The 23,194-nt window shown below is 64.3% G+C and carries 28 protein-coding genes; 20 read left to right on the forward strand and 8 right to left on the reverse strand.

From position 1 onward, the window contains the following. Position 1: 1 nt before the first annotated feature. Genes CR152_RS20730 through CR152_RS20750 form a run of 5 tightly spaced genes read left to right on the forward strand, consistent with a single transcriptional unit; the run spans position 2 to position 4,085 of the window. On the forward strand, positions 2-1,183 hold the full coding sequence (locus CR152_RS20730; protein WP_099882596.1) for a beta-ketoacyl-ACP synthase: 1,182 nt from the start codon (positions 2-4) through the stop codon (positions 1,181-1,183). Next, positions 1,180-1,644, forward strand: coding sequence for a hotdog family protein (locus CR152_RS20735; RefSeq protein WP_099877941.1), 465 nt, complete (start codon positions 1,180-1,182; stop codon positions 1,642-1,644). The genes CR152_RS20730 and CR152_RS20735 overlap by 4 nt, the downstream gene beginning before the upstream one ends. Then, a complete protein-coding gene (locus CR152_RS20740; protein WP_099877944.1) occupies positions 1,645-2,388 on the forward strand; it encodes a 3-ketoacyl-ACP reductase FabG2 in 744 nt (247 codons plus the stop codon). Continuing rightward, positions 2,385-3,614: a beta-ketoacyl-ACP synthase gene (locus tag CR152_RS20745; RefSeq protein WP_099877947.1), complete on the forward strand. Its 1,230-nt coding sequence runs from the start codon at positions 2,385-2,387 to the stop codon at positions 3,612-3,614. Before CR152_RS20740 ends, CR152_RS20745 begins: the two co-directional genes overlap by 4 nt. A gap of 18 nt (positions 3,615-3,632) precedes the next feature. Further along, positions 3,633-4,085 (forward strand): excinuclease ATPase subunit, encoded by a 453-nt coding sequence (locus CR152_RS20750; RefSeq protein ID WP_099877950.1) that lies wholly within the window; start codon positions 3,633-3,635, stop codon positions 4,083-4,085. 45 nt (positions 4,086-4,130) lie between these two features. On the opposite strand, the gene CR152_RS20755 is transcribed toward CR152_RS20750, so the two are convergent. Both CR152_RS20755 and CR152_RS20760 read right to left on the reverse strand, forming a co-directional pair. Further along, positions 4,131-4,565 (reverse strand): Sbal_3080 family lipoprotein, encoded by a 435-nt coding sequence (locus tag CR152_RS20755; protein ID WP_099877953.1) that lies wholly within the window; start codon positions 4,563-4,565, stop codon positions 4,131-4,133. 149 nt (positions 4,566-4,714) lie between these two features. Next, positions 4,715-5,275, reverse strand: coding sequence for a PAS and helix-turn-helix domain-containing protein (locus CR152_RS20760; RefSeq protein WP_099877955.1), 561 nt, complete (start codon positions 5,273-5,275; stop codon positions 4,715-4,717). A 154-nt stretch (positions 5,276-5,429) separates the two neighbouring features. Between CR152_RS20760 and CR152_RS20765 the strand changes: the two genes are divergently transcribed. The 3 genes from CR152_RS20765 (at position 5,430) to CR152_RS34850 (ending at position 7,124) form a co-directional block, all read left to right on the forward strand. Then, positions 5,430-6,128: a CoA transferase subunit A gene (locus tag CR152_RS20765; RefSeq protein ID WP_099877959.1), complete on the forward strand. Its 699-nt coding sequence runs from the start codon at positions 5,430-5,432 to the stop codon at positions 6,126-6,128. 17 nt (positions 6,129-6,145) lie between these two features. After that, positions 6,146-6,796 carry a 3-oxoacid CoA-transferase subunit B gene (locus CR152_RS20770; protein WP_099877961.1) on the forward strand — a complete coding sequence of 217 codons (651 nt, stop codon included), beginning with the start codon at positions 6,146-6,148 and terminating at the stop codon, positions 6,794-6,796. Positions 6,797-7,025: 229 nt separating this feature from the next. After that, complete coding sequence (locus CR152_RS34850) at positions 7,026-7,124, forward strand: hypothetical protein (RefSeq protein WP_307718589.1); 99 nt, start codon at positions 7,026-7,028, stop codon at positions 7,122-7,124. On the opposite strand, the gene CR152_RS20775 is transcribed toward CR152_RS34850, so the two are convergent. The 3 genes from CR152_RS20775 to CR152_RS20785 all read right to left on the reverse strand — a co-directional run bounded on the left by CR152_RS20775 (position 7,105) and on the right by CR152_RS20785 (position 9,503). Continuing rightward, positions 7,105-8,382 (reverse strand): M56 family metallopeptidase, encoded by a 1,278-nt coding sequence (locus CR152_RS20775; RefSeq protein WP_099877964.1) that lies wholly within the window; start codon positions 8,380-8,382, stop codon positions 7,105-7,107. The two genes, CR152_RS34850 and CR152_RS20775, sit on opposite strands and share 20 nt — an antisense overlap. Then, the gene (locus CR152_RS20780) at positions 8,379-8,762 is read right to left on the reverse strand and encodes a BlaI/MecI/CopY family transcriptional regulator (RefSeq protein WP_099877967.1); all 384 of its coding nucleotides are present in this window, start codon (positions 8,760-8,762) and stop codon (positions 8,379-8,381) included. The genes CR152_RS20775 and CR152_RS20780 overlap by 4 nt, the downstream gene beginning before the upstream one ends. Positions 8,763-9,107: 345 nt before the next feature. Next, the gene (locus tag CR152_RS20785) at positions 9,108-9,503 is read right to left on the reverse strand and encodes an energy transducer TonB (RefSeq protein WP_157778629.1); all 396 of its coding nucleotides are present in this window, start codon (positions 9,501-9,503) and stop codon (positions 9,108-9,110) included. A gap of 185 nt (positions 9,504-9,688) precedes the next feature. Between CR152_RS20785 and CR152_RS20790 the strand changes: the two genes are divergently transcribed. Next, on the forward strand, positions 9,689-10,405 hold the full coding sequence (locus CR152_RS20790; RefSeq protein ID WP_099877973.1) for an SIMPL domain-containing protein: 717 nt from the start codon (positions 9,689-9,691) through the stop codon (positions 10,403-10,405). A 58-nt stretch (positions 10,406-10,463) separates the two neighbouring features. Here CR152_RS20790 and CR152_RS20795 read toward each other — a convergent pair whose 3' ends face one another. Then, positions 10,464-11,765: a dicarboxylate/amino acid:cation symporter gene (locus CR152_RS20795; RefSeq protein WP_099877976.1), complete on the reverse strand. Its 1,302-nt coding sequence runs from the start codon at positions 11,763-11,765 to the stop codon at positions 10,464-10,466. Between the two features lie 184 nt (positions 11,766-11,949). On the opposite strand from CR152_RS20795, the gene CR152_RS20800 reads away from it, so the two are divergent. The 4 genes from CR152_RS20800 to CR152_RS20810 all read left to right on the forward strand — a co-directional run bounded on the left by CR152_RS20800 (position 11,950) and on the right by CR152_RS20810 (position 13,822). After that, positions 11,950-12,765, forward strand: a complete 816-nt coding sequence (locus CR152_RS20800) for a tetratricopeptide repeat protein (RefSeq protein ID WP_157778630.1) — start codon at positions 11,950-11,952, stop codon at positions 12,763-12,765. Next, positions 12,695-13,018, forward strand: a complete 324-nt coding sequence (locus CR152_RS20805) for a low molecular weight protein tyrosine phosphatase family protein (RefSeq protein ID WP_099877982.1) — start codon at positions 12,695-12,697, stop codon at positions 13,016-13,018. The genes CR152_RS20800 and CR152_RS20805 overlap by 71 nt, the downstream gene beginning before the upstream one ends. Positions 13,019-13,107: 89 nt before the next feature. Next, positions 13,108-13,251 carry a hypothetical protein gene (locus CR152_RS33150; protein WP_157778631.1) on the forward strand — a complete coding sequence of 48 codons (144 nt, stop codon included), beginning with the start codon at positions 13,108-13,110 and terminating at the stop codon, positions 13,249-13,251. A gap of 73 nt (positions 13,252-13,324) precedes the next feature. Then, positions 13,325-13,822, forward strand: a complete 498-nt coding sequence (locus CR152_RS20810) for a hypothetical protein (RefSeq protein ID WP_099877985.1) — start codon at positions 13,325-13,327, stop codon at positions 13,820-13,822. 35 nt (positions 13,823-13,857) lie between these two features. Here CR152_RS20810 and CR152_RS20815 read toward each other — a convergent pair whose 3' ends face one another. Then, complete coding sequence (locus CR152_RS20815; protein ID WP_099877989.1) at positions 13,858-14,652, reverse strand: 3-hydroxybutyrate dehydrogenase; 795 nt, start codon at positions 14,650-14,652, stop codon at positions 13,858-13,860. A 111-nt stretch (positions 14,653-14,763) separates the two neighbouring features. On the opposite strand from CR152_RS20815, the gene CR152_RS20820 reads away from it, so the two are divergent. Genes CR152_RS20820 through CR152_RS20850 form a run of 7 tightly spaced genes read left to right on the forward strand, consistent with a single transcriptional unit; the run spans position 14,764 to position 21,338 of the window. After that, on the forward strand, positions 14,764-15,654 hold the full coding sequence (locus CR152_RS20820; RefSeq protein ID WP_099877992.1) for an alpha/beta fold hydrolase: 891 nt from the start codon (positions 14,764-14,766) through the stop codon (positions 15,652-15,654). A gap of 8 nt (positions 15,655-15,662) precedes the next feature. Further along, positions 15,663-16,013, forward strand: a complete 351-nt coding sequence (locus CR152_RS20825; protein WP_099877995.1) for a RidA family protein — start codon at positions 15,663-15,665, stop codon at positions 16,011-16,013. A 5-nt stretch (positions 16,014-16,018) separates the two neighbouring features. Then, positions 16,019-18,259, forward strand: a complete 2,241-nt coding sequence (locus tag CR152_RS20830) for a RelA/SpoT family protein (protein ID WP_099877997.1) — start codon at positions 16,019-16,021, stop codon at positions 18,257-18,259. Positions 18,260-18,265: 6 nt separating this feature from the next. After that, positions 18,266-19,069, forward strand: a complete 804-nt coding sequence (locus tag CR152_RS20835; RefSeq protein ID WP_229413487.1) for an MlaE family ABC transporter permease — start codon at positions 18,266-18,268, stop codon at positions 19,067-19,069. 12 nt (positions 19,070-19,081) lie between these two features. Then, positions 19,082-20,035, forward strand: a complete 954-nt coding sequence (locus CR152_RS20840; RefSeq protein WP_099882600.1) for an MlaD family protein — start codon at positions 19,082-19,084, stop codon at positions 20,033-20,035. Then, the gene (locus CR152_RS20845; RefSeq protein ID WP_099878000.1) at positions 20,032-20,700 is read left to right on the forward strand and encodes a hypothetical protein; all 669 of its coding nucleotides are present in this window, start codon (positions 20,032-20,034) and stop codon (positions 20,698-20,700) included. Before CR152_RS20840 ends, CR152_RS20845 begins: the two co-directional genes overlap by 4 nt. Positions 20,701-20,723: 23 nt before the next feature. Further along, positions 20,724-21,338 (forward strand): hypothetical protein, encoded by a 615-nt coding sequence (locus tag CR152_RS20850; RefSeq protein WP_099878003.1) that lies wholly within the window; start codon positions 20,724-20,726, stop codon positions 21,336-21,338. On the opposite strand, the gene CR152_RS20855 is transcribed toward CR152_RS20850, so the two are convergent. Next, positions 21,335-23,146: a DUF4153 domain-containing protein gene (locus tag CR152_RS20855; protein ID WP_157778632.1), complete on the reverse strand. Its 1,812-nt coding sequence runs from the start codon at positions 23,144-23,146 to the stop codon at positions 21,335-21,337. The two genes, CR152_RS20850 and CR152_RS20855, sit on opposite strands and share 4 nt — an antisense overlap. Positions 23,147-23,194 lie beyond the last annotated feature (48 nt).

Below are 23,194 nucleotides of genomic sequence, written 5' to 3' on the forward strand. Positions count from 1 at the left end.
GATGAAGCTGTATTTAAACAAATGCGGGATCGTCTGCGCGCTGGGCGACTCGCACGAACAAGTCAAACGCGCCCTGTTCGCCGGCGAGAGCGGCATCGCGCCGACCGACGCCTGGTCGCCCGGCCGCGTGCTGCCCCTTGGGCGGGTGCTTACCGCGCTGCCCGACGGCGGCGTGCTCCCGCTCGGCCAGCGCAGCCGCAACAACCAGCTAGCCCTGGCCGCGCTGGCGCAGATTCGCGCCGCGGTCGACGCGGCCGTGCTGCGCTACGGGTCGAACCGGATCGGCATCGTGATCGGCACCAGCACCTCGGGCATCGCCGAAACCGAAGCGGCCCTGCAGGCACATTTCACGGGTGGGGCGCTGCCGGCCGAATTCCATTATGCGCAGCAGGAGATGGGTTCGCCCGCCGCCATGCTGGCCCATGAATTGAAAGTCACCGGCCCGGCCTATGCCCATTCGAGCGCCTGCGCATCCGGCGCCAAGGCCCTGGCCAGCGCCGCGCGCCTGATTCGCATGGGCCTGTGCGACGCCGTCGTTACCGGCGGCGTGGACACCCTGTGCGGGTTTACGGTTGCGGGTTTTTCGGCACTCGAATCGGTCAGCGCGGCGCGCTGCAATCCATTGAGCGCCAATCGCGAGGGTATCAACATCGGCGAGGGTGCGGCGCTGTTCCTGATGACGCGCGAGCCGGCTGCCGTCGCCCTGTGCGGCTGGGGCGAGGCGTCCGACGGGCACCACATGTCGGCGCCCGATCCGGCCGGCAGCGGCGCGCGCCTGGCGATTACCGAAGCGCTCGCGCGCGCCGGTATTGACGCGGCGCAGATAGACTATATCAACCTGCACGGCACGGCGACCATCCAGAACGATGCGATGGAGTCGCGCGTGGTGCATGACCTGTTCGGTCCAGCGGTGCCGGTCAGCTCGACCAAGGGCTTTACCGGCCATGCGCTGGGCGCGGCGGCGGCGCTGGAGGCGGCGTTGATCTGGCTGGCCATGCAGGACGATAATCCGGAAGGGCTGCTGCCCCCGCACCTGTGGGATGGCGTGCCCGATCCGGCGCTGCCGGCGCTGAACGTGGCCGCGCCGGGTGCGCGCCTCGGGCGTCCGCTCGACTGGGCGTTGAGTAACTCGTTTGCGTTCGGCGGCTCGAACGCCACCCTGGTGTTGGGACGGACCCGATGAACAGTGACAGCTACCCCGATATCCGCGCGCTGGTCCCGCACGAAGGCGAGATGGTGTTTCTCGACCGTGTGCTCACGGCCGGCACCAGCACCCTGTGCGCGGAAGTGACGATCGGCCAGCGCAGCGTGTTTTTCGATGGCGCCGGCGTCGGTTCCTGGGTCGGCATCGAGTACATGGCGCAGGCAATCGCCGCCCACGCCGGTTTTCTGGCGCGCCTGCGCGGCGACGCGGTGCGCGTGGGCTTTCTGCTCGGTGCGCGGCGCTACCAGACCAGCGTGCCCCTGTTCGCGCTGGGCAGCGTGCTGCATGTGCACGTGCAGCACGTTCTGCAGGGCGAGAATGGCCTGGGCGCGTTCGACTGCCGCATCGACGATGGCGCCAGCGGGGCCAATCTGGCCAATGCCACCATCACGGTCTTCCAGCCCGATAACGTTAACGAATTTTTGCAGCGGAGTTTTTAAATGAGTAGCCAGAGCAGTATCAACGAGACAGTATTGGTGACGGGTTCGTCGCGCGGCATCGGCAAGGCGGTTGCGCTGCGCCTGGCGCGCGACGGCTACGATATCGTCGTTCATTGCCGTAGCCAGCGTGCCGAGGCCGACGCGGTCGCCCACGAAATCGAGGCGATGGGCCGCCGCGCGCGCGTGCTGCAGTTCGACATCGGCGAGCGCGATGTCGCGGCCGCGGCCCTGCTGGCCGACATCGAGCAGCATGGCTGCTATTACGGCGTGGTGTGCAACGCCGGCGTGGCGCGCGACAATGCGTTTCCGGCCATGAGCGGCGAGGACTGGGATATCGTCCTCAAGACCAATCTCGATGGTTTTTATAACGTGCTCAATCCCCTCGTGATGCCGATGGTCCAGCGCCGCAAGGCCGGACGCATCGTCACCATGGCCTCGGTGTCGGGCCTGGCGGGCAACCGCGGGCAGGTCAACTACAGCGCCGCCAAGGCCGGCATCATCGGCGCCACCAAGGCGCTGGCGATCGAACTGGCCAAACGCGCCATCACCGTCAATTGCGTCGCGCCGGGTCTGATCGAAACCGACATGATCAGCGACGTGCCGATGGAAGAAGCGCTCAAGATGATTCCGGCCAAGCGGATCGGCAAACCCGAGGAGGTGGCCGCCGCGGTCAGCTTCCTGATCGGCGCCGATGCCTCGTACATCACGCGCCAGGTTATTTCTGTCAACGGAGGCATGGTATGAAGCACCGCGTCGTCGTCACCGGCATGGCCGGCATCAGCCCCCTGGGCAACGACTGGGCCGCGATTCGCACGCGCCTGGGCGAGTACCGCAACGCCATCGTGCCGATGCAGGACTGGGCCGACTATGAAGGCCTGAACACCAAATTGGGCGCCCCGGCCGCGCCCTTCGAGCTGGGCGAGCGCTTTCACCGCAAGGCCATCCGCAGCATGGGACGGGTGGCGCTGATGGCCACGCGCGCCAGCGAAATGGCGCTGGCCCATGCCGGCCTGCTGGAGCATCCGCTGCTCAAAAGCGGGCGCATGGGCGTGTCCTTCGGTTCGTCCGCCGGCACGCCGAGCGCCATCGGCGACTTTGGCCGCATGATGGAAGAGCGCAGCACGCGCGGCATCAACGCCACCACCTACATCAAGATGATGGCGCACACCGCGCCGGTGAACATCGGCGTGTTCTTCGGCCTGACCGGGCGCGTGATCACGACGTCGTCGGCCTGCACCTCGGGCAGCCAGGGCATCGGCTACGCGTACGAAGCGATCCGCAACGGCCAGCAGACCGCCATGGTCGCCGGCGGCGCCGAGGAGCTGTGCGCGACCGAGGCGGCGGTGTTCGACACCCTGTTCGCCACCAGCACGCGCAACGACACGCCGGCCATCACGCCACGTCCGTTCGACAGCGCGCGTGACGGCCTGGTGATCGGGGAGGGTGCCGGTTGCCTGATCCTCGAAGAGCTCGAGCACGCGATTGCGCGCGGCGCCACCATCCACGCCGAGCTGGTGGGCTTCGGCACCAACAGCGACGGCTGCCACGTCACGCAGCCCAACGCGGCGACGATGAAGATTGCGATGGAGCTGGCCCTGGCCGACGCCGAGCTGGCGCCCGACGCCATCGGCTATGTGAATGCGCACGGCACCGCCACCGAGCAGGGCGACATCGCCGAAACGCAGGCCACGGCCGCGATGTTCGGCGCGCGCGTGCCGATCAGTTCACTGAAAAGCTATATGGGCCACACCCTGGGCGCGTGCGGCGCGCTGGAAGCGTGGATCAGCATCGAAATGATGCGCGAAGGCTGGTTCGCGCCGACCATCAACCTGGAACAGGTCGACCCGCGCTGCGCGCCGCTCGACTACATCCACACCGAGGGCCGGCGTATCGATACCGACTACATCATGACCAACAATTTTGCGTTCGGCGGCATTAACACGTCGCTGATTTTTAAGAAGTATGGCTAAACCTGGAGATATACACGAATGAAAAAAATCCTCTCGACGATGGCAGTTCTGGCAGTTATCGGTAGCGCAGTTCCGGCCCACGCGGCCGACAAGAAATTGGTGTTGCCGTTCGCCGGCGCACTGGCGGACAACGGCGCCAAAGAACGCCTGGGCGACTCGATCGCTTTCTATTATGGTGCGCAGAAGACGCCGAAGGTACTGGAAAAGCGCGGCTCCGACCAGACCAGCCAGAAGACCAACGCTTTCAGCAAGACCGACACGGCAGTGTGCCATTGGGCCTTCCTGTCGGCCATGCTGGCATTGCAGAAGCGTGCCCAGGAAGTCGGCGCGAACGCGGTCATCAATATCACCAGCAACTACAAGAACGTCACGTATTCGAGCGAGACCGACTTTGAATGCCACGTCGGTAATATCGTTGGCGGCGTCGCCCTGAAAGGCGACTTCGTGCGCCTGGCCGACGGCAAGAAGTAAGCCGTCAAGCCCTCAAGCGCGGCCCGATCGCGGCCGCGCTTTTCTTCACGATCCGGCCAGGCGCGGGAACAGCTGGTCGACCAGCTCCGTGATTTTCTTCTCTGCGCCGATGAATTTGCCCATGTTGCCCCCGCCCCTGGAGGCATCGTAGGTCGCCTTGCCGGCCGGCTTGGCGTTCTTGTAGACCACGATGTCGGCGTACGCCATGTACATGGCAAGGTCCCAGCGCCAGGTCGCGGTATAGGTCGAGGTGACCGGGCACTCCACCAGCGACGTCCCCGAAGCCAGCTTCTTCACTTCATATCCCTTGTTGGTCAACGCGCGCTCGTAGGCGTCGAAGAAGGTCGCCCTGACGGCGGGATTGTCGACGATGCACACCACTTTGCTGTCGAAACGCTCGACCGGCTTGACGTTTTGGTGAATCGCGCAGCCGGAAAGAGCGAACAGCGCGACGGAGATGCAGGCCAGTCTGGAGATCATATGATTTCTTTGCGGAAATTTTGGAGAGTCTGAACTATACCATTGCATTTCAGGGTAAACACATTAATTGCATTGACCGCTTTCCAAGTGGCGTTCGTGCAACGCCGCCCACGGGGCGTCCTGCGCGCAATCCATGTAGACCGAAAAGTTCAGCGGCTGACCCCGACCAGCTTGTGCACCAGCTCGGACGAGGTCGACGCCGAAAATTTGCGCATCAGTTTGGCTCTATGCATTTCCACCGTGCGCGGACTGAGGTCGGTTTCGCGCGCGATCACTTTGCTGGTCTTGCCTTCGACCAGCAGGGCCGCGATCTCGCGCTCGCGCGGCGTCAGTTCGGCCGTGACCGGCCGCTTTTCGCTGACATCCTCGAACGTCCACACGCCCGCGCCGAGCGGCTCGCGCGCATCGAGGGCGCGCCCGCTCACGTGGCACCAGAACAGTTCGCCCCCGGCGCGGCGCATGATGCGCTCGTCGGAATAGACGCCGCGCGCGTTCATCACCGGAATGATGCGGTCGCCCGTACGCAGGAATTCATCCATGGTCGGATACAGCACCTGGAAGGACTTGCCATCGAGTTCGCCGTGGCCGTAGCCGAACATCGAACTGAGCGCATCGTTGCAGGCCTGGATCACGCGGTCGACCGAAATGCACATGCCGACCGGCGCGTGGCGGAAAATCGTTTCGTAATCGATGGCGTATGATGCGGTCATTGGATGCTGTGCAGTGATTCGGAAGCGGTGGAAAACATCGGAAACAACCGGTAGTTCTACGGTATTGTGCTTTTGGCCCGCGTATTTTATGCTGAGAATCCACTGTGCAGTGCAGTATGGACGAATTTAGCTTAACTATAAAAAGGGACAGGGAATGAACAAAGTTTATCCTGACGCGGCATCGGCGCTGGCCGGCATCGTGAGCGATGGCCAGACCATCGCAGTCGGCGGTTTCGGCCTGTGCGGCATACCGGAAGCGCTGATCCTGGCCTTGCGCAAGTCGGCTGTCACCAACCTGACGGTGATCTCCAACAATGCCGGCGTGGACGACTTCGGCCTCGGCCAGCTGCTCACCACGCGCCAGATCAAGAAAATGATTTCGTCCTACGTGGGTGAAAACAAGGAGTTCGCGCGCCAGTACCTGGCCGGCGAACTCGAACTCGAATTCACGCCGCAGGGCACGCTGGCCGAGAAGCTGCGCGCCGGCGGCTCGGGCATCCCCGCCTTCTTCACCAAGACCGGCGTGGGCACCATCGTGGCCGAGGGTAAGGAAGTGCGCGAGTTTGACGGAGAACAATACGTGATGGAGCGCAGTCTGGTAGCGGACGTGTCGCTGGTCAAAGCCTACATGGCCGACCGCGCCGGCAACCTGGTGTACCGCAAGACCGCGCGCAACTTCAACCCGAACGTGGCGATGGCCGGCAAGATCACCATCGTCGAAGTCGAGAAACTGGTGGAAGTGGGCGAGATCGAACCCGACCAGGTGCATACGCCGAGCATTTTCGTGCACCGCATCGTCGTCAACGCCACGCCGGAAAAGCGCATCGAACAGCGCACCGTGCGCACCAACTAAGACCACAGGAGAAGAAGATGGCATGGACTCGTGATGAAATGGCCGCGCGCGCGGCAAAAGAATTGCAGGATGGTTTTTACGTGAACCTGGGCATCGGTTTGCCGACCCTGGTGGCGAACTACGTTCCGGCCGACATGGAAGTGTTCCTGCAGTCGGAAAACGGCTTGCTCGGCATCGGTCCGTTTCCGACCGAGGATGAAGTCGACGCCGACCTGATCAACGCCGGCAAGCAGACCGTGACGGCGCTGCCGGGCGCAGCCTACTTCAGCTCGGCCGATTCCTTCGGCATGATCCGTGGCGGCAAGATCAACCTGGCGATTCTTGGGGCGATGCAAGTATCGGCCCAGGGCGACCTGGCCAACTGGATGATTCCAGGCAAAATGGTCAAGGGCATGGGCGGCGCGATGGACCTGGTGGCCGGCGTCAAGCGCGTGGTGGTGGTGATGGAACACGTCGCCACGGCCAAGGATGGCTCGACCTCGCACAAGATCTTGCCCAAGTGTGATCTGCCGCTGACGGGCGTGGGCGTGGTCGACCTGATCATTACCGACCTCGGCGTGATCGAGGTCACCGCGGCCGGCCTGAAGCTGGTTGAACTGGCACCGGGCGTGAACAAGGAACTAGTGGTGGCCGCGACAGGCGCCGAACTGGACGTCAGCGGGCTCTAGCATATCGCGCCCGCGCGGCGCAAGTCTCGTCAGACGAAACAGCACCGGGTCGAACACCGGCGCGGCGCAGCGGATCGCGGGGCCCGGTCGATGAGCTGGTTCGCTCGGTGGCCAAGTGTGCCGGGCTGAATGGTACCGGCATCATCAATGACCGCGTGGGCGACGACGGCCTGCTGGAAATCCGCACCGCCGGCGCGCGCAGGATGAGGCGAGCTGCGTGGTGGACGGCATGCCCACGGATGCGGTCAAGCGCGGCGCCGTGCAGCACACGGTGGCGCTGGACGCAATCGCGCGCTCGATCACGCGATTTAGTCGTCGCCGCCTTTGAGCATCCACACATACTTCATGTTCATCCAGGCCGCCACCGGCTTGCCGTTCTCCGTGCCAGGCTTGAACTGGCACTTCATGATCCCGGCGCGCGCCGCTTCGTCGAGCAGCGCATGTCCGCTCGAGGCGGCGATGCGCGAGGCGGTGACACGTCCGGTATCGCCGACCTTGAAGGCGAGTGTGACTGTGCCGGTGTGTTCGGCCTTGAACGACGCTGCCGGCCAGACTGGCTTGGCGCAGCTGGCAAAGTCGACGACTGGCGCAACCTTGGCCAGCGCGGGCGTCACGGCCGCCCGGTCGTTGGCGGCGTGTGCGTAAAGGCTGAAGCAGGCGGCAGCCAGTCCCAGTGCCGGCAAGGATGCTTTCCAGTCGAGCGCCTGGCGGCCGGGCTTGACCAGCCGCCGCACGCGCGTCACCAGCTCACCGCCATTGGCCGCGATTGCCAGGTGGTGCGAGGAAAACTGCAAGCGCTCCAGCTCCGACAAGGCGTGCGCCAGCCGGCGCGGTTCGCCCAGATGGCGTGCCGCCAGGTCGTCGGCGATCTGTTCGCGTTCGGTGCGGATGCGGCCCGAAATCCACCACACGGCGGGGTGATAGAAGAGCAGGATCTCGACCACATTCTGGCCCAGGTTGACCAGGTAGTCGAAGCGCCGCACGTGCGCCATTTCGTGCGCCAGCAGCGCTTCGAGCAGCTCGGGCGGCATGCCGGTCATCAGCGAGGCCGGCACCAGCACCACGGGACGCAGCCAGCCGATCGTCAGCGGGCTGTCCAGGTTCTCGACAACGCGCACGCGCACGGCACGTGTGATGCCGAAGGCGCTTGCCATGCGCCCGGCGCGCGCCTGCCATTCGGCGCCGGCCAGCGGTGCCTGGCTGGCGTGGCGTATCCATGCCAGTCCGGCCGCCATGCGCAGCGCCAGCAGTGCCGCGCACACCGACCAGAAGCCGACGATCCACAGCAACTGCTCCTGCAGCCAGCCGGCGAGGCTGGCGTCATCGGCGCGCGCGCCGGCCATCATCTGGTCGGCAAAGCGCAGGTGCGCCGCGCTGGCGTTTGCGTCCTGCAGGCGCAGCGTCAATTCGGCGGCGGGCCACAGCACGCAGGCCAGCAGCGCCACGCAGGCCACGTTGTAGCGGTATTCGGGCCGGGTGTTGCGCATCAGGGCCAGTACGGCGGCGCTGGTGCAGCCGATCAGCAAGCCTTGCCAGGTGAAGTGGAGCAGGGTCCAGCCGATGCTGTCGATGAGGGACGCCGTCATTTGTCTTCTTCCTTGAGCATGTTTTCGATCTCTTCGCGCTCTTTTTTGCTGATGCCGCTGCGCAGGGCCGCCATGACCAGCGCCTTGGCCGAGCCGGAGAAGGCTTTCTGGATCAGGTCCTTGAGCAGGTTCGTTTGCAGCGAATCCTGGGCTTGCGCGGGCGCATAGACGTGCGAGCGTTCGCTTTCGTCGCGGATCAGCAAACCCTTGGTATGCATGATCTGCATCAGGCGCAGCACCGTCGCATAGGTCACGTCGGGGCGCTCCATCAGGATCGCCTGGTGCACTTGCTTGGCGGTCGCCGCGCCGAGTGGCCACAGGGTTTGCAGCAGATCGAGTTCGGCCGCTGTCGGCTTGGGCGGGGCAGGGAGTTTGGACATGGTGCGCCGTTTGTGTAAGGGTAGATGCTAGGTTAGCGCATCTAGACTTTCGTGTCTAACGAAAAAACCCGGAGCTTTAAGGAATAGGGGGCGCCCAGTTGCGCATGTGGGATAAAAATAGACATCATTGTCTATTTTAGGGGCGTCATGGATATCTGGATGGCTGGATCATCGCCATCGCCGGCCTGACCTATGGGCTGGCGATTCTCGTCACGCGAGGTACTTTTGCGGGATGGACCGGCGGCTGCGGCGATTTCGGCATGCGCTGCGTGAGTCAGGGCGTGATCGTGCTGGGCGTCGGATGCCTGGCGGGCGCGATACTCGCGGGGAGCCTGGCCGCTGTGATTACAGCTTCCACACGTAATCGATGCCGGCCCAGCTTTCGACCGGCTTGCCCTTGGCGCTGGCGGCGGTGAACTTGCACAGTTTGATCGCATTCCGGGCGGCGTCGTCGAGCGCGACGTGGCCGCTCGATTTTTTCACCTTGCTGTCGACAACATCTCCGCTGGCGCCGATCAGGTAAGCCAGTTTCACCGTGCCGGCATGTTTGGCGGCGCGCGCCTCGGCCGGGTAGACCGGTTTGGTGCAGGAAGTCAGGTCGGCGACGGCGTGGGCTTTCTCGCCCTTGGCCGGCGTGGCGTGCGCAGCGCCGGCAACGCAGCCGGCGGCGAGGGCAAACAGGGCCAGGCAGCGTGTCAGGCGGGCCGAAATGACCGGGGTCGAAGTTGGGGATGGGGTCATGCAATCTCCTTGGTTGGCGTCGTGCGCCATGGTTTGGGCGGGTGCCTGATTTATAGATTAATCTGTCTAGACAGAGTTGTCTATAACTTTTTTCGCCCTGTTTTAAATGCATAATTGTTGTAGACAGTACTGTCTACATTGTCTATTCTGGCGTTTTCAACATCAGATTAACGTCCGGAGAAACCATGCTCAAAACGATTGCCGCCGTTGGCGCACTGACCTTGCTGCCCGTGGCCGCGCAGGCTGCCGGCTTGCCCGACTATCCATTCATCCATGTCAGCGGCATGGGTACCACGACTGCGATGCCCGACCTGGGGCAGATCGATTTCGAGATCAGCGCCTTCGACGCCGACCCTGCCGTGGCTGTGGGTGTGGTGCAGACGCGCGCCACCGAAATCCGCGCGGCGATGGAGCAGGCGGGCGTGCCGCTGGAGGATGTGGAGGTGCGCGATGTGCGCAAGGACTTCCGCAAGCCGGACCCGAATGCGGCGCCAGGACCGGTGCAGTACGATATCCGCGCCGGGGTGCGCATCAACGTGCGCGACCTGACCAAATGGCGCGGCGCTGCGGCGCCGTTGCTGAACATGCCGAACCTGGACGGCTTCATGACGGTGTTCGATACCACCCAGCGCGAAAAGATCGAGATGGAACTGGCTACCGATGCGATCAAGATCGCGCGGCGCAAGGCGGAGGGGATTGCGGTGGGGCTGGGACGCAAGCTGGGGCCCGCGAGTGCGGTCAGTACGGGAGATCTGAAGAACCTGACGCGGGCGATGGGGCTGGCCCCGAACGAGACGAATTACCGCTCGTCGCCGCAGACCGGCATGGACAAGGCCGATGTGCTGACCGTGATGGCGCTCAAGTTCGCGCAGCCGGTCGATGTGATTTATCGCTTCAAATAAGCAAAATTCCCGCAGGGGTCGTGAGCCACCGCGGGAAGGGGGGTGAAGTCAGTGACGGTCAGGCGGCTTTGCGGACCGGGTACATTTCGCGATCATCGTCGATGTGGGTTGGATTGGCCAGTTCGCTCTTGAGGCGGTCGTGATCGAGTTCTTTTTCCCAGTGCGATACCACCACCGTCGCTACGCCGTTGCCGACGAAGTTGGTCAGTGCGCGGCACTCGCTCATGAAACGGTCGATGCCCAGGATGAGGGCCATGCCGGCCACCGGTACCGACGGCACCACGGCCAGGGTGGCCGCCAAGGTAATGAAGCCCGCGCCGGTGATGCCCGACGCGCCCTTGGAGGTCAGCATCGCCACGCCCAGGATCGTCAACTGCTGGCTGAAGGTCAGGTCGGTATTGGTGGCCTGCGCCACGAACAGGGCCGCCATCGTCATGTAGATGTTGGTGCCGTCCAGGTTGAACGAGTAACCGGTCGGCACCACCAGGCCCACGACCGATTTCGAGCAGCCGAGTTTTTCAAGCTTGCGCATCAGGGCGGGCAGGGCGCTTTCCGAGGAGCTGGTACCGAGCACGATCAGCAGTTCTTCCTTGATGTACGAGATGAAGCGGAAGATCGAAAAACCGGTCATGCGGGCGATCAGGCCAAGCACGACGAACACGAACACGGCGCAGGTCAGGTAGAAGGAACCCATCAGCTTGGCCAGTGGCAGCAGCGAGGCCAGGCCGAATTTACCGATGGTGAAGGCCATCGCGCCAAAGGCGCCGATCGGTGCGACTTTCATCACGATGCCGACCACGCCGAAGATCACATGCGACATGTCGTCGATCAGCTTGGTGATTGGACGGCCACGCTCGCCCAGCATCGACAGCGCGAAGCCGAACAGGATCGCGAACAGCAGCACTTGCAGGATGTCGCCCTTGGCGAAGGCATCGACCACGGTGTTCGGGATGATGTTCATCACGAAGTCGATGGTGCTCTGGGATTTGGCCTTGGAGGTGTATTCGGCAATCGCCTTGGTGTCAAGCGTGGCGGGATCGGCATTGAAGCCGTCGCCCGGGCGCACCACGTTGGCGACCACCAGGCCGATGGCCAGCGCGAAGGTCGACACCACTTCAAAGTACAGCAGCGCCTTGCCGCCGACGCGGCCAATCTTTTTCATGTCCTGCATGCCGGCGATACCAGCGACCACGGTACAGAAAATGACGGGGGCGATGATCATCTTGATCAGCTTGATGAAGCCGTCGCCCAGCGGTTTCATGTCGACCCCGAGTTTTGGGTAGAACACGCCGAGCAGGACGCCGCACACGATGGCGAACAGAACCTGCACATACAGGATCTGGTAGAAGGGCTTTTTCATGACGGTGTCTCCGTTCGATATTGGAATGAATGTATCTTTATCCAAATCGGGAACCTCATCTATTGTGGATATCCGCAGTGCGTGATTTTCCAGCGCGACTGTGATCGGCATGGCGGCAGGACAATGATTGATTGAAAGGTTGCATCTTTGTTAGCATGCTTGTTTTCGTATGAAGAAAGCGATTATGTTGATACGGGCATCGTTAGCAGCCTGCCTGATGTGGGCCAACCTGGTGCTGGCCTCGGCGCCGCCAGGCGGGGTGGATGGGCCGTTCGCCCTGATCGATGCGGGCAAGCACCGCGAGGCACTGGTGCTGCTCGAAAAGGCCAGGGAAACCGCACCCACGCCCGAGGTGTTGTGGGGCATCGGCCTGGCTGCATTCGAACTGGGCGAGTACGAGAAGTCGCTCGACGCGCGCCTGGCGTTTGCGCGAGTCAATAGCGACTGGCGCGGCATGGTGAAACTGGTGCAGACCTACCAGGCGCTGGGCCGGCTGGAGGAGCGCGACAAGCAACGGACCGCGCTGGTGGACTTGTGGACGAGCGGCGCCAACCCCGAACTGAGCAGGGAAGAGTCGTACCGGCGCGAGCAGTTTCGCCATGAAGGCAGGAATATTTCCGCGTTCGAGCATTACCGGCCCGCCGGCACCCATCGGGTGGTGTATGCCTTCGAGGTGGCTGCGGACGGCGACAAGCCCGGCTACCGCATCAGCCTGGGCAGCTATGACACGACCAATACGATCGCCCAGGAGTTAGGCGACGTACCGAAGGGGAAGAGGATGTATCATCTCGACCAGTATGGCGCGGGCTATCACGAGACGCTCGGCTTTTATATCGGCCAGCCGTCGTACGACGTCGTGCGTGCGGCCGTGCTGGCCAAGGTGTCGGGCACGAGCAAGCCGATGTCGCGCTCCACGTACAAGGAAAACAATGCAAAGAGCCCTATTCATCTGCAGCCAAAACCGGCTGCGCAGCCCGACGGCGGAGCAGGTCTTCGCTAGCTGGCCCGGGGTCGAGACCGACTCGGCCGGCCTGGGCGGCGACGCCTCGGTGCCGCTGTCGCCCGAGCAGATTGCCTGGGCCACCATCGTGTTCGTCATGGAAAAGGCGCACCGGCGGCGCCTCGGCGAGCGCTTTCGCGCCCATCTGAACGGCAAGAAGGTCATCTGCCTCGATATTCCCGACAATTACGCCTACATGCAGCCGGAACTGGTCAGCATTCTGGAAGCGAAGGCCGGGAAATTTCTGCGTTAAACGGCGCGCCGCGTATAATTGCAGTACGGAAACTTGACCATCCTCAGGACGGACGCAACGCTTGCGTCGTCCATCCCACCTCCCCACCAATGAAAAATTTGCTTTTGCGCGGCGCCGCCTGCGCACTGTTTGTGCCCGACAGCGCCGACCTCAAGCGGTGGGACGCGATGATCCAGGACCTTGAGCGCACGATGCGCAATATTGCCACCATGGCCAGCATTCCGGCGTCTTAATTGTTCATGTGACCACGCCGCAAGCGGTATAGTCATGCTTTCGACCTTGAGTCGGTCACCTCGGGAACCCGCCATGAGAACAATCCGTCATTTACTGCTGGCTTTCGCGATCGCACCAGCCCTGCTGCACGCAGCGCCCAAACCGTCGCCCAAGCCGGTGGCATCGTTCTTTCCCCAGCTTGAACTGGGCCGCTTCCTCGCCGATAACTTCGACCTGGCCTCGGTACGCAGCTCGCTCGGCTCGCGCCGCACGCCGGAACTGCGCACCTTTACCGATTTCGGCATGGTGCCCACCCGCAGCGGCGACGACGTGGTCGCCTTCGATGGCGAACGCTGGTTCTACCAGCTGCGCGTGGTGCGCCGCGCCGATATCAATAACGACGGCATCGAAGACCTGGAAGTGTGCTTCACCGACCGCGCCAAGGGCGCCTCGGTCGATACCTCCCAAAGCTTGCTGATCAGCCGCTTTTCCGACGAAACCTACGCGGTCGCTCTGCACTACGCGTCGGACGCCTGCGGCCCGGCCGCCAAAAACACCGGCGCGCGCGCACGCACCATCGAGGTCAAGTAAGCTGCCGCGCCGATGCTGGCATCGGACTGCGCGCCTTACTGCGCGGCCCAGCCGCCATCCATGTTCCAGGCCACGCCGCGCACCTGATTGCCGGCGGGGCTGCACAGGAACACAGCCAGCGCGCCCAGTTCTTCCGGCGTGACGAATTCGCCGGACGGCTGCTTTTCGCTCAGCAGGGCCTTCTTGGCCTCTTCCATGCTGATGCCATCTTTCGCCGCGCGGTCGTCCACCTGTTTTTGCACCAAGGGCGTGAGGACCCAGCCCGGGCAGATGGCGTTGCAGGTAACGCCGGTGCCGGCCGTTTCCAGCGCGGTGACCTTGGTGAAGCCGACCAGCCCGTGCTTGGCCGCCACGTAGGCCGATTTCTGCGCCGATCCCACCAGCCCGTGCACCGACGCCAGGTTGATGATGCGGCCCCAGTTCTTTTGCTTCATGCCCGGCAGTGCCAGGCGCGAGGTGTGGAAGGCGGAGGTGAGGTTGATGGCGATGATGGCATCCCATTTCTCGGCCGGAAAATCCTCGATATTGGCCACATGCTGGATGCCGGCGTTATTGACCAGCACATCGACCCCGCCGAATTTGTCGGATGCGAACTGCATCATCGCCTCGATGTCGGCCGGTTTCGACATGTCGGCGTTATGGTAAGCCGTCTGTACGCCGAATTCGCGCGCCAGGTCGGTGTGCAGTTGTTCGATGTGCTGGGCGTCGCCGAAGCCGTTGAACACGATGTTGGCGCCTTCCTGGGCCAGCGAACGCGCGATTCCCAGGCCGATACCCGAGGTCGAGCCGGTGACCAGAGCGGTTTTACCGCTCAACATACTTGATTTCATTGTGTCCTCTAGAGAAAGAGTTTGGGGTTGATGATGTAGAATTCTAAACGCAGTGAAGATTGAAGCACATATTTAAAAGTGGCGACGGATGACGCCCAACGAGGAGCCGGCATGATCAAAGCAAGAATCAAATCCGTCCAGTGCATCTCGCCCGCCGGCTTGCACCAGATGTCCTACAAGGAGTGGGGCGACGAGTCCAATCCGCGCGTGCTTATTTGCGCCCATGGCGTCACGCGCGTGGGCGACGATTTCGACAATCTGGCGCGCGCGCTGGCCGGCCACTACCGCGTGGTGGCCCCCGACGTGGTGGGGCGCGGCCGCTCCGGACGCCTGCGCAACCCCCAGTTCTACCGCGTGCCGCAGTACGTGAGCGACATGGTGACCCTGATCGCGCGCGTCACCGCCAGCGGTGGTGGCAATGGCGCCGGCGGCGTCGACTGGTTCGGCACCTCGATGGGTGGCCTGATCGGTATCGCGCTCGCCTCGCTGCCGGACACCCCGGTGCGCAAACTCGTCCTCAACGACATCGGCCCGACGCTCGACCCGGCGGCGCTGCTGCGCATCGGCGACTACATCGGCCAGGACCTGCGCTTCCCGACGTTTGACGCTGCCGCGGGCTTCGTGCGCGACGTGTCGCAGTCGTTCGGCGAGCACTCCGAAGACGAATGGCACAAGCTGGCCAGCGACGTGCTGCGCCAGGAGCCCGACGGCCAGTGGGTGCGGCATTACGACATGGGCCTGGCGCTGCCGTTTCGCTCGGCCACGCCGGAAAGCGCGCAGGCCGACGAAGCCATGCTGTGGGCCGCCTACGATGCGATCCGCTGCCCGACCCTGCTGGTGCGCGGCGAACATTCGGACCTGCTCTCGCGCGAGACGGCCGCCATCATGGCCGGGCGCGGCCCGTGCGCCAGCCTGGTCGAGATTCCGAACGTGGGCCATGCCCCGACCTTCATCCACGACGACCAGATCGCCATTGCACGACAATTTTTGATTGGTACTTGAAAGACATTATGGAAATTACACGACTGCACGTAGGAAAACGCCTGTCCGAAGTGGCCATCCACAACGGCACGGTCTACCTGGCCGGCCAGATTGCCGACGACACGCTCGCCGATATCGTCGGCCAGACCCGCGAGGTGCTGGGCCACGTCGACCGCCTGCTCGCTGAAGCGGGCAGCGACAAGAGCTGCATCCTGATGGCCCAGATCTTCATCGCCGACATGGCCGATTTCGAGGGCATGAACACGGTGTGGGACGAATGGGTCGCCGCCGGCCACACGCCGCCGCGCGCTACCGTCGAATCGAAGCTGGCCAACCCCGCATGCCTGGTTGAAATCGTCGTTACCGCAGCCCTGCGCTAAGCCGCATGGTCTCGATCGCAGCACTCGGCAGCACAACGGCCGAACTGGTACAGGGACTGAGCCCTGACGACTGCGCGCGCGTGGAGTCGGCACTCGCGTATGCGAGCGACGCCTACAAGGACCTGGCGTGCAGCTCGGGCCAGAACGCGTTCGATTTCGCCGTCGGCGTGGCCAGCACCCTGGCGTATTTAAGAAGCGATGCCGAAACCCGCATCGCCGGGTTGATGTTCGAGCTGACGGTGCTCGATCCGCAGGCCGTGGCGGGCCTGGAAGCGCGGGTCGGGCGCGAGGCGACCGACCTGGTGACCGGCGTGCGCCAGCTGATCCGGCTGCGCGACATGACGGTCGGTCACCAGACGGTCGGGCGCGGCAAGAACGCGGCCCAGCAAGCCGTGGCCCAGGTCGAGACGCTGCGCAAGATGCTGCTGGCCATGGCTACCGACATGCGCGTGGTGCTGGTGCGCCTGGCCTCGTGCATAACGACCTTGCGCTATTTTGCTGACATCAAGCGCTTCGACGAACTGACCTGCGCCTACGGACGCGAAACGCTCGACCTGTACGCGCCGCTGGCCAACCGGCTCGGCATCTGGCAGCTCAAGTGGGAGCTGGAAGACCTGTCGTTCCGCTTCATCGAGCCCGATACCTACAAGCGCATCGCCAAGATGCTCGAAGAAAAACGCATGATGCGCGAAGGCTTCGTGCAGTCGGCCATCCTGCGCCTGCAAAACGAGCTGGCGGCGGCCGGCATCACGGCCGAAGTGTTCGGCCGGCCCAAGCATATCTACAGCATCTGGAGCAAGATGCGCGGCAAGGAGCTCGATTTCACCGAGCTCTATGACGTGCGCGCCTTCCGCGTGATCGTCGCCGACGACAAGACCTGCTACACGGTGCTGGGCGTGGTGCACAATATCTGGACCCCGATTCCGAAGGAGTTCGACGATTACATCTCGCGCCCCAAGGCGAACGGCTACCAGTCGCTGCACACGGTGGTGACGGCCGACGATGGCCGCCCGCTGGAAGTGCAGATCCGCACCCAGGAAATGCACAACTTCGCCGAGTACGGCATCGCCGCGCACTGGCGCTACAAGGAAGAGGGCGGGTCCAACTTCAGGGGCCAGGCCTACGACGAAAAGATCGCCTGGCTGCGCCAACTGCTGGCCTGGAAGACCGACGTGGCCGACGCCGTCGTCGGGCAGGAGGAAATCCAGCGCGAGTGGGTGGAAAAACTCAAGTCGACCACGCTGGACGACCGCATTTTCGTGCTCACGCCGCAGGCGCGCGTGCTGGAACTGCCGGTCGGCGCCACGCCGATCGACTTTGCGTATCACCTGCACAGCGAAGTCGGACACCGCTGCCGCGGCGCGCGCGTGGACGGCATCATGGTGCCGCTCAATACGGCGCTCAAGAACGGCCAGACCTGCGAGATCATCACCGCCAAGGGCGCGCCCGGCACGGCCGGCCCGTCGCGCGACTGGCTCAATGTGGATTACACCGTCAGCACGCGCACGCGCGCCAAGGTGCGCGCGTGGTTCCACGCCATCGATTTAGAGGAAACGCTGGCGCACGGGCGCGCCATGGTCGAAAAATCGCTCCAGCGCGAAGGAAAGACCGCCGTCAACCTGGAACAGCTGGCGCATAAGCTGGGCTTTGCCAAGGTCGACGACCTGTTCATCTCGGTCGGCAAGGAAGAATTTAGCCTGCGCCATGTGGAACAGGCGCTGCACGATACCGGCGAAGTGGTGGTGCCGGAAGACGCGGTGGTGCTCAATAAAAGCCGCGCGTCGAGCGTGGAGCAGGGCGCCAAGTCGGGCGTGCTGGTGGTCGGCACCGAAGGCTTGATGACGGCGCTGGCCAAATGCTGCAAACCGGCGCCGCCGGACGGCATCGTCGGTTTTGTCACGCGCGGCAAGGGCGTGTCGATTCACCGCGCCACCTGCAAGAACTTCGCCGAAATGCGCACCAAGGCGCCCGAGCGCGTGATCCATACCGATTGGGGCCGGGCCGGGCAGGACACGGTCTATCCGGTCGACCTGTTCATCCTCGCCGGCGACCGCCAGGGCCTGTTGCGCGATATCTCCGAGGTGTTCTCGCGCGAGAAAATCAACGTCATCGGCGTCAATACCCAGAGTGCCAAGGGCCAGGCGCGCATGACCTTCACCGCCGAAATCGGCTCGACCGCGCAGCTGCAAAAGGCGCTGGGGGCGATCATGGAGGTAGGCGGCGTACAAGAAGCGCGGCGGCAGTAAGTGAAGATGCTGCCGAAGTCATTCCTGTACTCCAAGCCGCGCGACTGGGGCCGGCACGCCTTTCGTTTCGTGTTCAGCTGGTGGTACATGGTGTACCTGGGGGCGATCGCGCTGGTGATGGCGTTTTCGCCCTCGACCTACAACCGCGATAACCGGCTGACCACCTCGCGCTATATCTACACCAGCACCTGGCAGGTGCTGCCGTGGTTCACGGTGCTCGCCGCGCTGGTCAGCCTGGTGCTGATCCGGGTCGTGGTGGTCACGTCGCAAAGCTATGGCTTGTCGCGCTATGCGCTCGAAATGGTGGTGCGGGTGCTGGTGCTCGAACTCATTCCCCTTACCGCCGCCATGTTCGTGGCGCTGCGCGCGGGGCTGGCCTTCAACGCCGGCGACGCGCTGGCGCTGGCCGCCGCCGCCACGCCGGACCGTTCGCGCCAGGCCCAGAACCGCCTGCGCCGGGACCTGGTGCCGCAGGTGATCGCCAACGCCTTTGCGGTCCTGAGCCTGGCCATGGTCAGCAGCGTGATCGTGCTGGTGCTGGCGTATATGAGCGTGTATGGCCTGTCGCCGTGGGGCGTGGGCGACTACACGCGCACCGTGGGCCGCATTTTCAATCCGGCGGTGACCATCGGCTTCGTGCTCAAGACCGTGTTCTTCGGGCTGTCGGTGGCGGTCATTCCGACTGCCGCCATCCTGGAATCGCACCGCTACGGGCGCACCTCGTCGTCGACGGTGCAGCCGGGCGCGGTGCGCCTGCTGTTCGTGCTGCTGCTGATCGAAGCCGGCTCGCTGGCCGTCAAATACATTTAAATGGAATCGAACATGAGCCAACCCAACACCAATCCGGCGGACGATGCGCCGGCCGAAGCGGTCGCCCACGTCGAAGTCAAGGCGGTCGTGCTGCTGGTGCTGATGAGCGCCCTGATCGTCACTTTTTTGCTGTACGTGATGTACGCGCGCGGCGTGTTCGAAAGCACGCAGCGCCTGGTGCTGCTGTCCGAGGATTCGGACGGCGTCATTCCCGGCATGGACATGACCTTTTCCGGCTTTCCGGTGGGGCGCGTGCAGCGCGTGGAACTGGCGCCGGACGGCAAGGTGCGCATCCTGGTCGACGTGCCGCGCAAGGACGCCAAGTGGCTCAAGACGTCGAGCGTGTTTACCATCGAGCGCGGGCTGGTGGGCGACACGCGCATCAAGGCGTTTACCGGCATCCTGACCGATCCGGTGCTGCCGCCCGATTCGGTGCGCACGGTGCTGCGCGGCGACACCGCCGCCGAGATTCCGCGCCTGGTCGCGAGCGCGCGCGCCTTGCTGGAAAACCTGGACAACATGACGCGCAGCGATTCGGCCATCAATACCAGCCTGACGAATATCCAGGCCGCGACCGGGCGCCTGTCGGGCAAATATGGTTTGCTCGGCACGGCGCTGGGCAGCGACACCGAGGCCAGGAAGCTGCTGCAAACGCTGGAGCACGTCGATGCTCTGCTGCTCAAGGCCGACAAGCGCGTGTTCGGCAAGCAGGGCGTGATGGACGAGGCGCAGCTGGCCATCGTGCAGTTGCAGGTGGTGCTCAAGGATGCCAGCAACAGCCTCAAAAAGGTCGACGCGGTGCTGGTCGAAGCGCAGGCCGTGGGCGCGAACGCCAAGGTGGCGACCAAGGATTTGGGCGCGCTGCGCGCCGAAGTGGACGCCAGCCTGCGCAAGGTGACGCGCCTGATCGATGAAATCAACCGCAAGTGGCCATTTGCACGCGAGACGGAGCTGAAACTGCCATGAAAACCATTTGCCTCGCCGCGCTGCTCTGCGCGGCCTTCGCCGGCTGCACCAGCAACCCGCCGCCGCCCGCCTGGAAGGGTAACGCAGGCAGCGCGCTGGCCGCGTTCAGCGATGCTTACCTGCGCGGCGACAGCCATATCGCCGATGCGGAATTCGCGCGTGCGCGTGGCGAAATGGCCAGCACCGGCCGCCCGGACCTGGTGGCGCACGCGGAACTGGTGCGCTGCGCCACGCGCGTGGCGAGCCTGGAATACGACGCCTGTCCGGCCTTCGAGGCGCTGGCGCAGGACGCCACGCCGGCCGAACGCGCGTATGCCGCCTATCTGGCCGGCCGCTGGGACGGACTCGATGCGGCGCTGCTGCCCGAGCAGCACCGCGCGGTGGTGGCGGCGCGCGCGGCCAACGGCAAGAGCGTGCTGGCGGCAATCAGCGACCCGCTGTCGCGTCTTGTCGCCGCAGGGGGCCTGATGCGCCAGGCACGCATTGCGCCGGCCGACATCATCGTGGCCACCGGCACCGCCTCGGAGCAGGGCTGGCGCCGGCCGCTGCTGATGTGGCTGGGCGTGTCGCTCAAGCGCGCCCAGGCCGCCGGCGACACGGTGGAGGCGGCGCGCCTGCAGCGCCGCATCGACCTGGCGGGCGCCGCAACGGTTCCGGTACCCTGATTTTTTCCAACCCTGAAGGCTTTATGAACCACCCCGTCCACACCATGGCCAAATGGAGCATGCTCGCCGTGTTGTTATCGACTGCCGGTTGCCAGGCCAAGGAAATGCCCGACGCGCGGCGCGACTACCTGCTGGCGCACGACCATGGCTGGATCGACCTGACCGTCAAGGCGCCAACCGGCGCGCCGGGCTTCAAGGCCGGCGAAGCTTGCCAGGTTGCCTTGCTGGTCAATGGCGAAACGCTGCTGCTGGAGAGCGCCAACCTGGCCGAGGCCGACGGTGCCGGCATCCCGGTCGGCTACCGTTTCGTGGCGCCGGCCGGCAAACTGCAGGCCGAGCTGCATATCGGCGCGTGCGTCAAGGAGGCACTGGTGGTGAAGATCCCGCTGCAGCTGGACAAGGACCACCTGCTCGCGCTGGCGTTCGACGGCGCCGCCGCCAAGGCGGGCCCCGCGACAGTGTTCGAGCCGGCCTCGCTCGAATGGGTGCGCGCCGAAATGCTCAGGATGCAAGCCAACGGCCGGGCCAATGACGCGGCGACGGACAAGCTGACCCGGCTCGCCATCTACAGTGCCGTCCTGAATGCGATCGGGGTGCTGGCCCTGCTGGGCTTTATCGTAAACCGTCGCCGCCGCTAATGCGTCCTTAATGGTCTGATCGCCACTTCCAGGTCGACGCACGAATAAAGCTCGCGCGCGCCGACCGGTTCCAGGCGAAGCGGCACGCCCGCGATTTCGATCTGCCGGGTGCGCGGCGCTGCCAGCTTGTAGTCGCCGCGCTTGAGGATATCGACGAAGAGCGGGCACTGCGCCATGCCGTGCAATCTGGCGCTGAGTCTCCATTTGCCCGCGGGCGTTTCGGAAAACACCACGGGTGCGGAAAAGGCGCCGGTGGCGGTCATGAGGATTTCATCCTTGCCGTCCGCATCGAAATCGATCAGGAACACATCGCAGCGTCCTTGCCCCTGGGTCAGGCATGGCGGCACGCCGGTGTTGCGCTCCCAGTCCGATAGCGGAAAGCTGGCCGGCAGGTTGGCCGATGCGGGCCACATTGCCAATTGCCCGGGTTTGACGGTGTGCTGTTCAAATCCAACGTAATCATCGGACTCGGCCAGAGTACGCGTGGCGTGCCCGGCGGCGAGCTTAGCTTGCGGGCCGGTTTTGCCTTCCTTGAGCTTGAGCAGGGCGGCGGTGCCGTAGCGCTTGGACTGCGTCTTGAGGAATTTGTAATCGAACTCCGCAGCGCTGACGGCGCCGCTTTCAAGCCGGGCGATCTGGCTGTTGACGGCGATCCGGTCCGGGTCGGCCAGCGGGGAAAGCAGCGCCAGCAGGACGGCGATGGCGGCATACGCCGCCGCCAGGTTGACCGGCGCCACGCGGCGCAGCCAGCCACCCCGGTCGATGGCCGCGTACAAATAGCCGAGTGCGTAAAAGCTGGCCACCAGCAGCGCGGCGGCCGCGAAAATGCGGTCCGAGGTCCAGCCGTGGTCGGCAACGCGCAGGCCCAGCGCATAGATGGCGATGGCGGTCAGCGGCAGCAGCAGCACGCAGGCGATGCGCGCGGAGAAGCGCACCACACGCGCCACGGAGTCGCCCATGTCGCCATTCTGCCAAGCGGCGTTGATCAGCACCACCAGCAGCGCGACCGCCGCCAGCAGGGCCACGGTGGCATGGCGGGTGGCCCACAGCGCATCGAGACCGGTGAACGGCAGGCACAGCACGAAGCCGCCGATCAGCAGGGTGGCGACCGGCAGCAGCCACGACATCAGCACCAGCAGCAGGCCGCGGATGCCGTGCACGATGGCCGGGCGCACGTCGGTCAGGTGCAGGGCGCAGGCAAAGGCGCAGGACAGGAGCGGGCTCAGGAACGCGGACGACTTCATCAGCTCCGTCAGGAAGCGGATCTTGACCAGATCGAACAGGGACGCTCCCAGCAACATGGCGAGATACAGCGCGCCGGTAAAGAACACCGAAAACGCCAGCTGGATGAAGAGTTTCCAGGCGATATCGAAATGGGTGGCATAGCTTGCCAGGCGGCGCCGGTCCTGGGCCGCGGCAAGCACCAGCGAGTGCGCGATGAAGAGGATGATCAGGCTGAAAGCGCACACCAGCGGCAGCATCGTGGGCCATTTCGGGATGGTCGCCGGGTCCTCGAGCAGCCGCATTTCGCGCCAGGCGGCATGGGTGCCGATCATGGTCACCGCGGTCGCGGTGACGGCGCTCCACAGGCCAAGCATGGCCGGGCGCAGGTTGCCGAGGCCGGAAATGGCGACGACGGGTGCCAGCGCGCAGGCCAGCAGCGCCGCGCTATGAATGAGAGGGTTGGTGAAGACTTTATCCGAGAACAGCAGGTAGAGCAGCAAGCCCTGCACCAGACCGATGGCGGCACGCGCCAGGCCGATGTGTTTCGGAGTTTCCGGGGCGGTGACAACGGGGTCAGTGGGCATGGTGGTGTGGTTGTGCTCGCTTATTGATCGAGAGCGGGCGGCGCCCAC

The organism is Massilia violaceinigra (genome assembly GCF_002752675.1).
Lineage (GTDB): Bacteria > Pseudomonadota > Gammaproteobacteria > Burkholderiales > Burkholderiaceae_D > Telluria_A > Telluria_A violaceinigra.

Excerpts from the sequence above, each read along its gene's own strand:
- CR152_RS20730 (WP_099882596.1), top strand. The coding sequence starts at position 2 with ATGAAGCTGTATTTAAACAAATGCGGGATCGTCTGCGCGCTGGGCGAC.
- CR152_RS20735 (WP_099877941.1), top strand. The coding sequence starts at position 1,180 with ATGAACAGTGACAGCTACCCCGATATCCGCGCGCTGGTCCCGCACGAA.
- CR152_RS20740 (WP_099877944.1), top strand. The coding sequence starts at position 1,645 with ATGAGTAGCCAGAGCAGTATCAACGAGACAGTATTGGTGACGGGTTCG.
- CR152_RS20745 (WP_099877947.1), top strand. The coding sequence starts at position 2,385 with ATGAAGCACCGCGTCGTCGTCACCGGCATGGCCGGCATCAGCCCCCTG.
- CR152_RS20750 (WP_099877950.1), top strand. The coding sequence starts at position 3,633 with ATGAAAAAAATCCTCTCGACGATGGCAGTTCTGGCAGTTATCGGTAGC.
- CR152_RS20755 (WP_099877953.1), bottom strand. The coding sequence starts at position 4,565 with ATGATCTCCAGACTGGCCTGCATCTCCGTCGCGCTGTTCGCTCTTTCC.
- CR152_RS20760 (WP_099877955.1), bottom strand. The coding sequence starts at position 5,275 with ATGACCGCATCATACGCCATCGATTACGAAACGATTTTCCGCCACGCG.
- CR152_RS20765 (WP_099877959.1), top strand. The coding sequence starts at position 5,430 with ATGAACAAAGTTTATCCTGACGCGGCATCGGCGCTGGCCGGCATCGTG.
- CR152_RS20770 (WP_099877961.1), top strand. The coding sequence starts at position 6,146 with ATGGCATGGACTCGTGATGAAATGGCCGCGCGCGCGGCAAAAGAATTG.
- CR152_RS34850 (WP_307718589.1), top strand. The coding sequence starts at position 7,026 with ATGCCCACGGATGCGGTCAAGCGCGGCGCCGTGCAGCACACGGTGGCG.
- CR152_RS20775 (WP_099877964.1), bottom strand. The coding sequence starts at position 8,382 with ATGACGGCGTCCCTCATCGACAGCATCGGCTGGACCCTGCTCCACTTC.
- CR152_RS20780 (WP_099877967.1), bottom strand. The coding sequence starts at position 8,762 with ATGTCCAAACTCCCTGCCCCGCCCAAGCCGACAGCGGCCGAACTCGAT.
- CR152_RS20785 (WP_157778629.1), bottom strand. The coding sequence starts at position 9,503 with ATGACCCCATCCCCAACTTCGACCCCGGTCATTTCGGCCCGCCTGACA.
- CR152_RS20790 (WP_099877973.1), top strand. The coding sequence starts at position 9,689 with ATGCTCAAAACGATTGCCGCCGTTGGCGCACTGACCTTGCTGCCCGTG.
- CR152_RS20795 (WP_099877976.1), bottom strand. The coding sequence starts at position 11,765 with ATGAAAAAGCCCTTCTACCAGATCCTGTATGTGCAGGTTCTGTTCGCC.
- CR152_RS20800 (WP_157778630.1), top strand. The coding sequence starts at position 11,950 with ATGTTGATACGGGCATCGTTAGCAGCCTGCCTGATGTGGGCCAACCTG.
- CR152_RS20805 (WP_099877982.1), top strand. The coding sequence starts at position 12,695 with ATGCAAAGAGCCCTATTCATCTGCAGCCAAAACCGGCTGCGCAGCCCG.
- CR152_RS33150 (WP_157778631.1), top strand. The coding sequence starts at position 13,108 with ATGAAAAATTTGCTTTTGCGCGGCGCCGCCTGCGCACTGTTTGTGCCC.
- CR152_RS20810 (WP_099877985.1), top strand. The coding sequence starts at position 13,325 with ATGAGAACAATCCGTCATTTACTGCTGGCTTTCGCGATCGCACCAGCC.
- CR152_RS20815 (WP_099877989.1), bottom strand. The coding sequence starts at position 14,652 with ATGAAATCAAGTATGTTGAGCGGTAAAACCGCTCTGGTCACCGGCTCG.
- CR152_RS20820 (WP_099877992.1), top strand. The coding sequence starts at position 14,764 with ATGATCAAAGCAAGAATCAAATCCGTCCAGTGCATCTCGCCCGCCGGC.
- CR152_RS20825 (WP_099877995.1), top strand. The coding sequence starts at position 15,663 with ATGGAAATTACACGACTGCACGTAGGAAAACGCCTGTCCGAAGTGGCC.
- CR152_RS20830 (WP_099877997.1), top strand. The coding sequence starts at position 16,019 with ATGGTCTCGATCGCAGCACTCGGCAGCACAACGGCCGAACTGGTACAG.
- CR152_RS20835 (WP_229413487.1), top strand. The coding sequence starts at position 18,266 with ATGCTGCCGAAGTCATTCCTGTACTCCAAGCCGCGCGACTGGGGCCGG.
- CR152_RS20840 (WP_099882600.1), top strand. The coding sequence starts at position 19,082 with ATGAGCCAACCCAACACCAATCCGGCGGACGATGCGCCGGCCGAAGCG.
- CR152_RS20845 (WP_099878000.1), top strand. The coding sequence starts at position 20,032 with ATGAAAACCATTTGCCTCGCCGCGCTGCTCTGCGCGGCCTTCGCCGGC.
- CR152_RS20850 (WP_099878003.1), top strand. The coding sequence starts at position 20,724 with ATGAACCACCCCGTCCACACCATGGCCAAATGGAGCATGCTCGCCGTG.
- CR152_RS20855 (WP_157778632.1), bottom strand. The coding sequence starts at position 23,146 with ATGCCCACTGACCCCGTTGTCACCGCCCCGGAAACTCCGAAACACATC.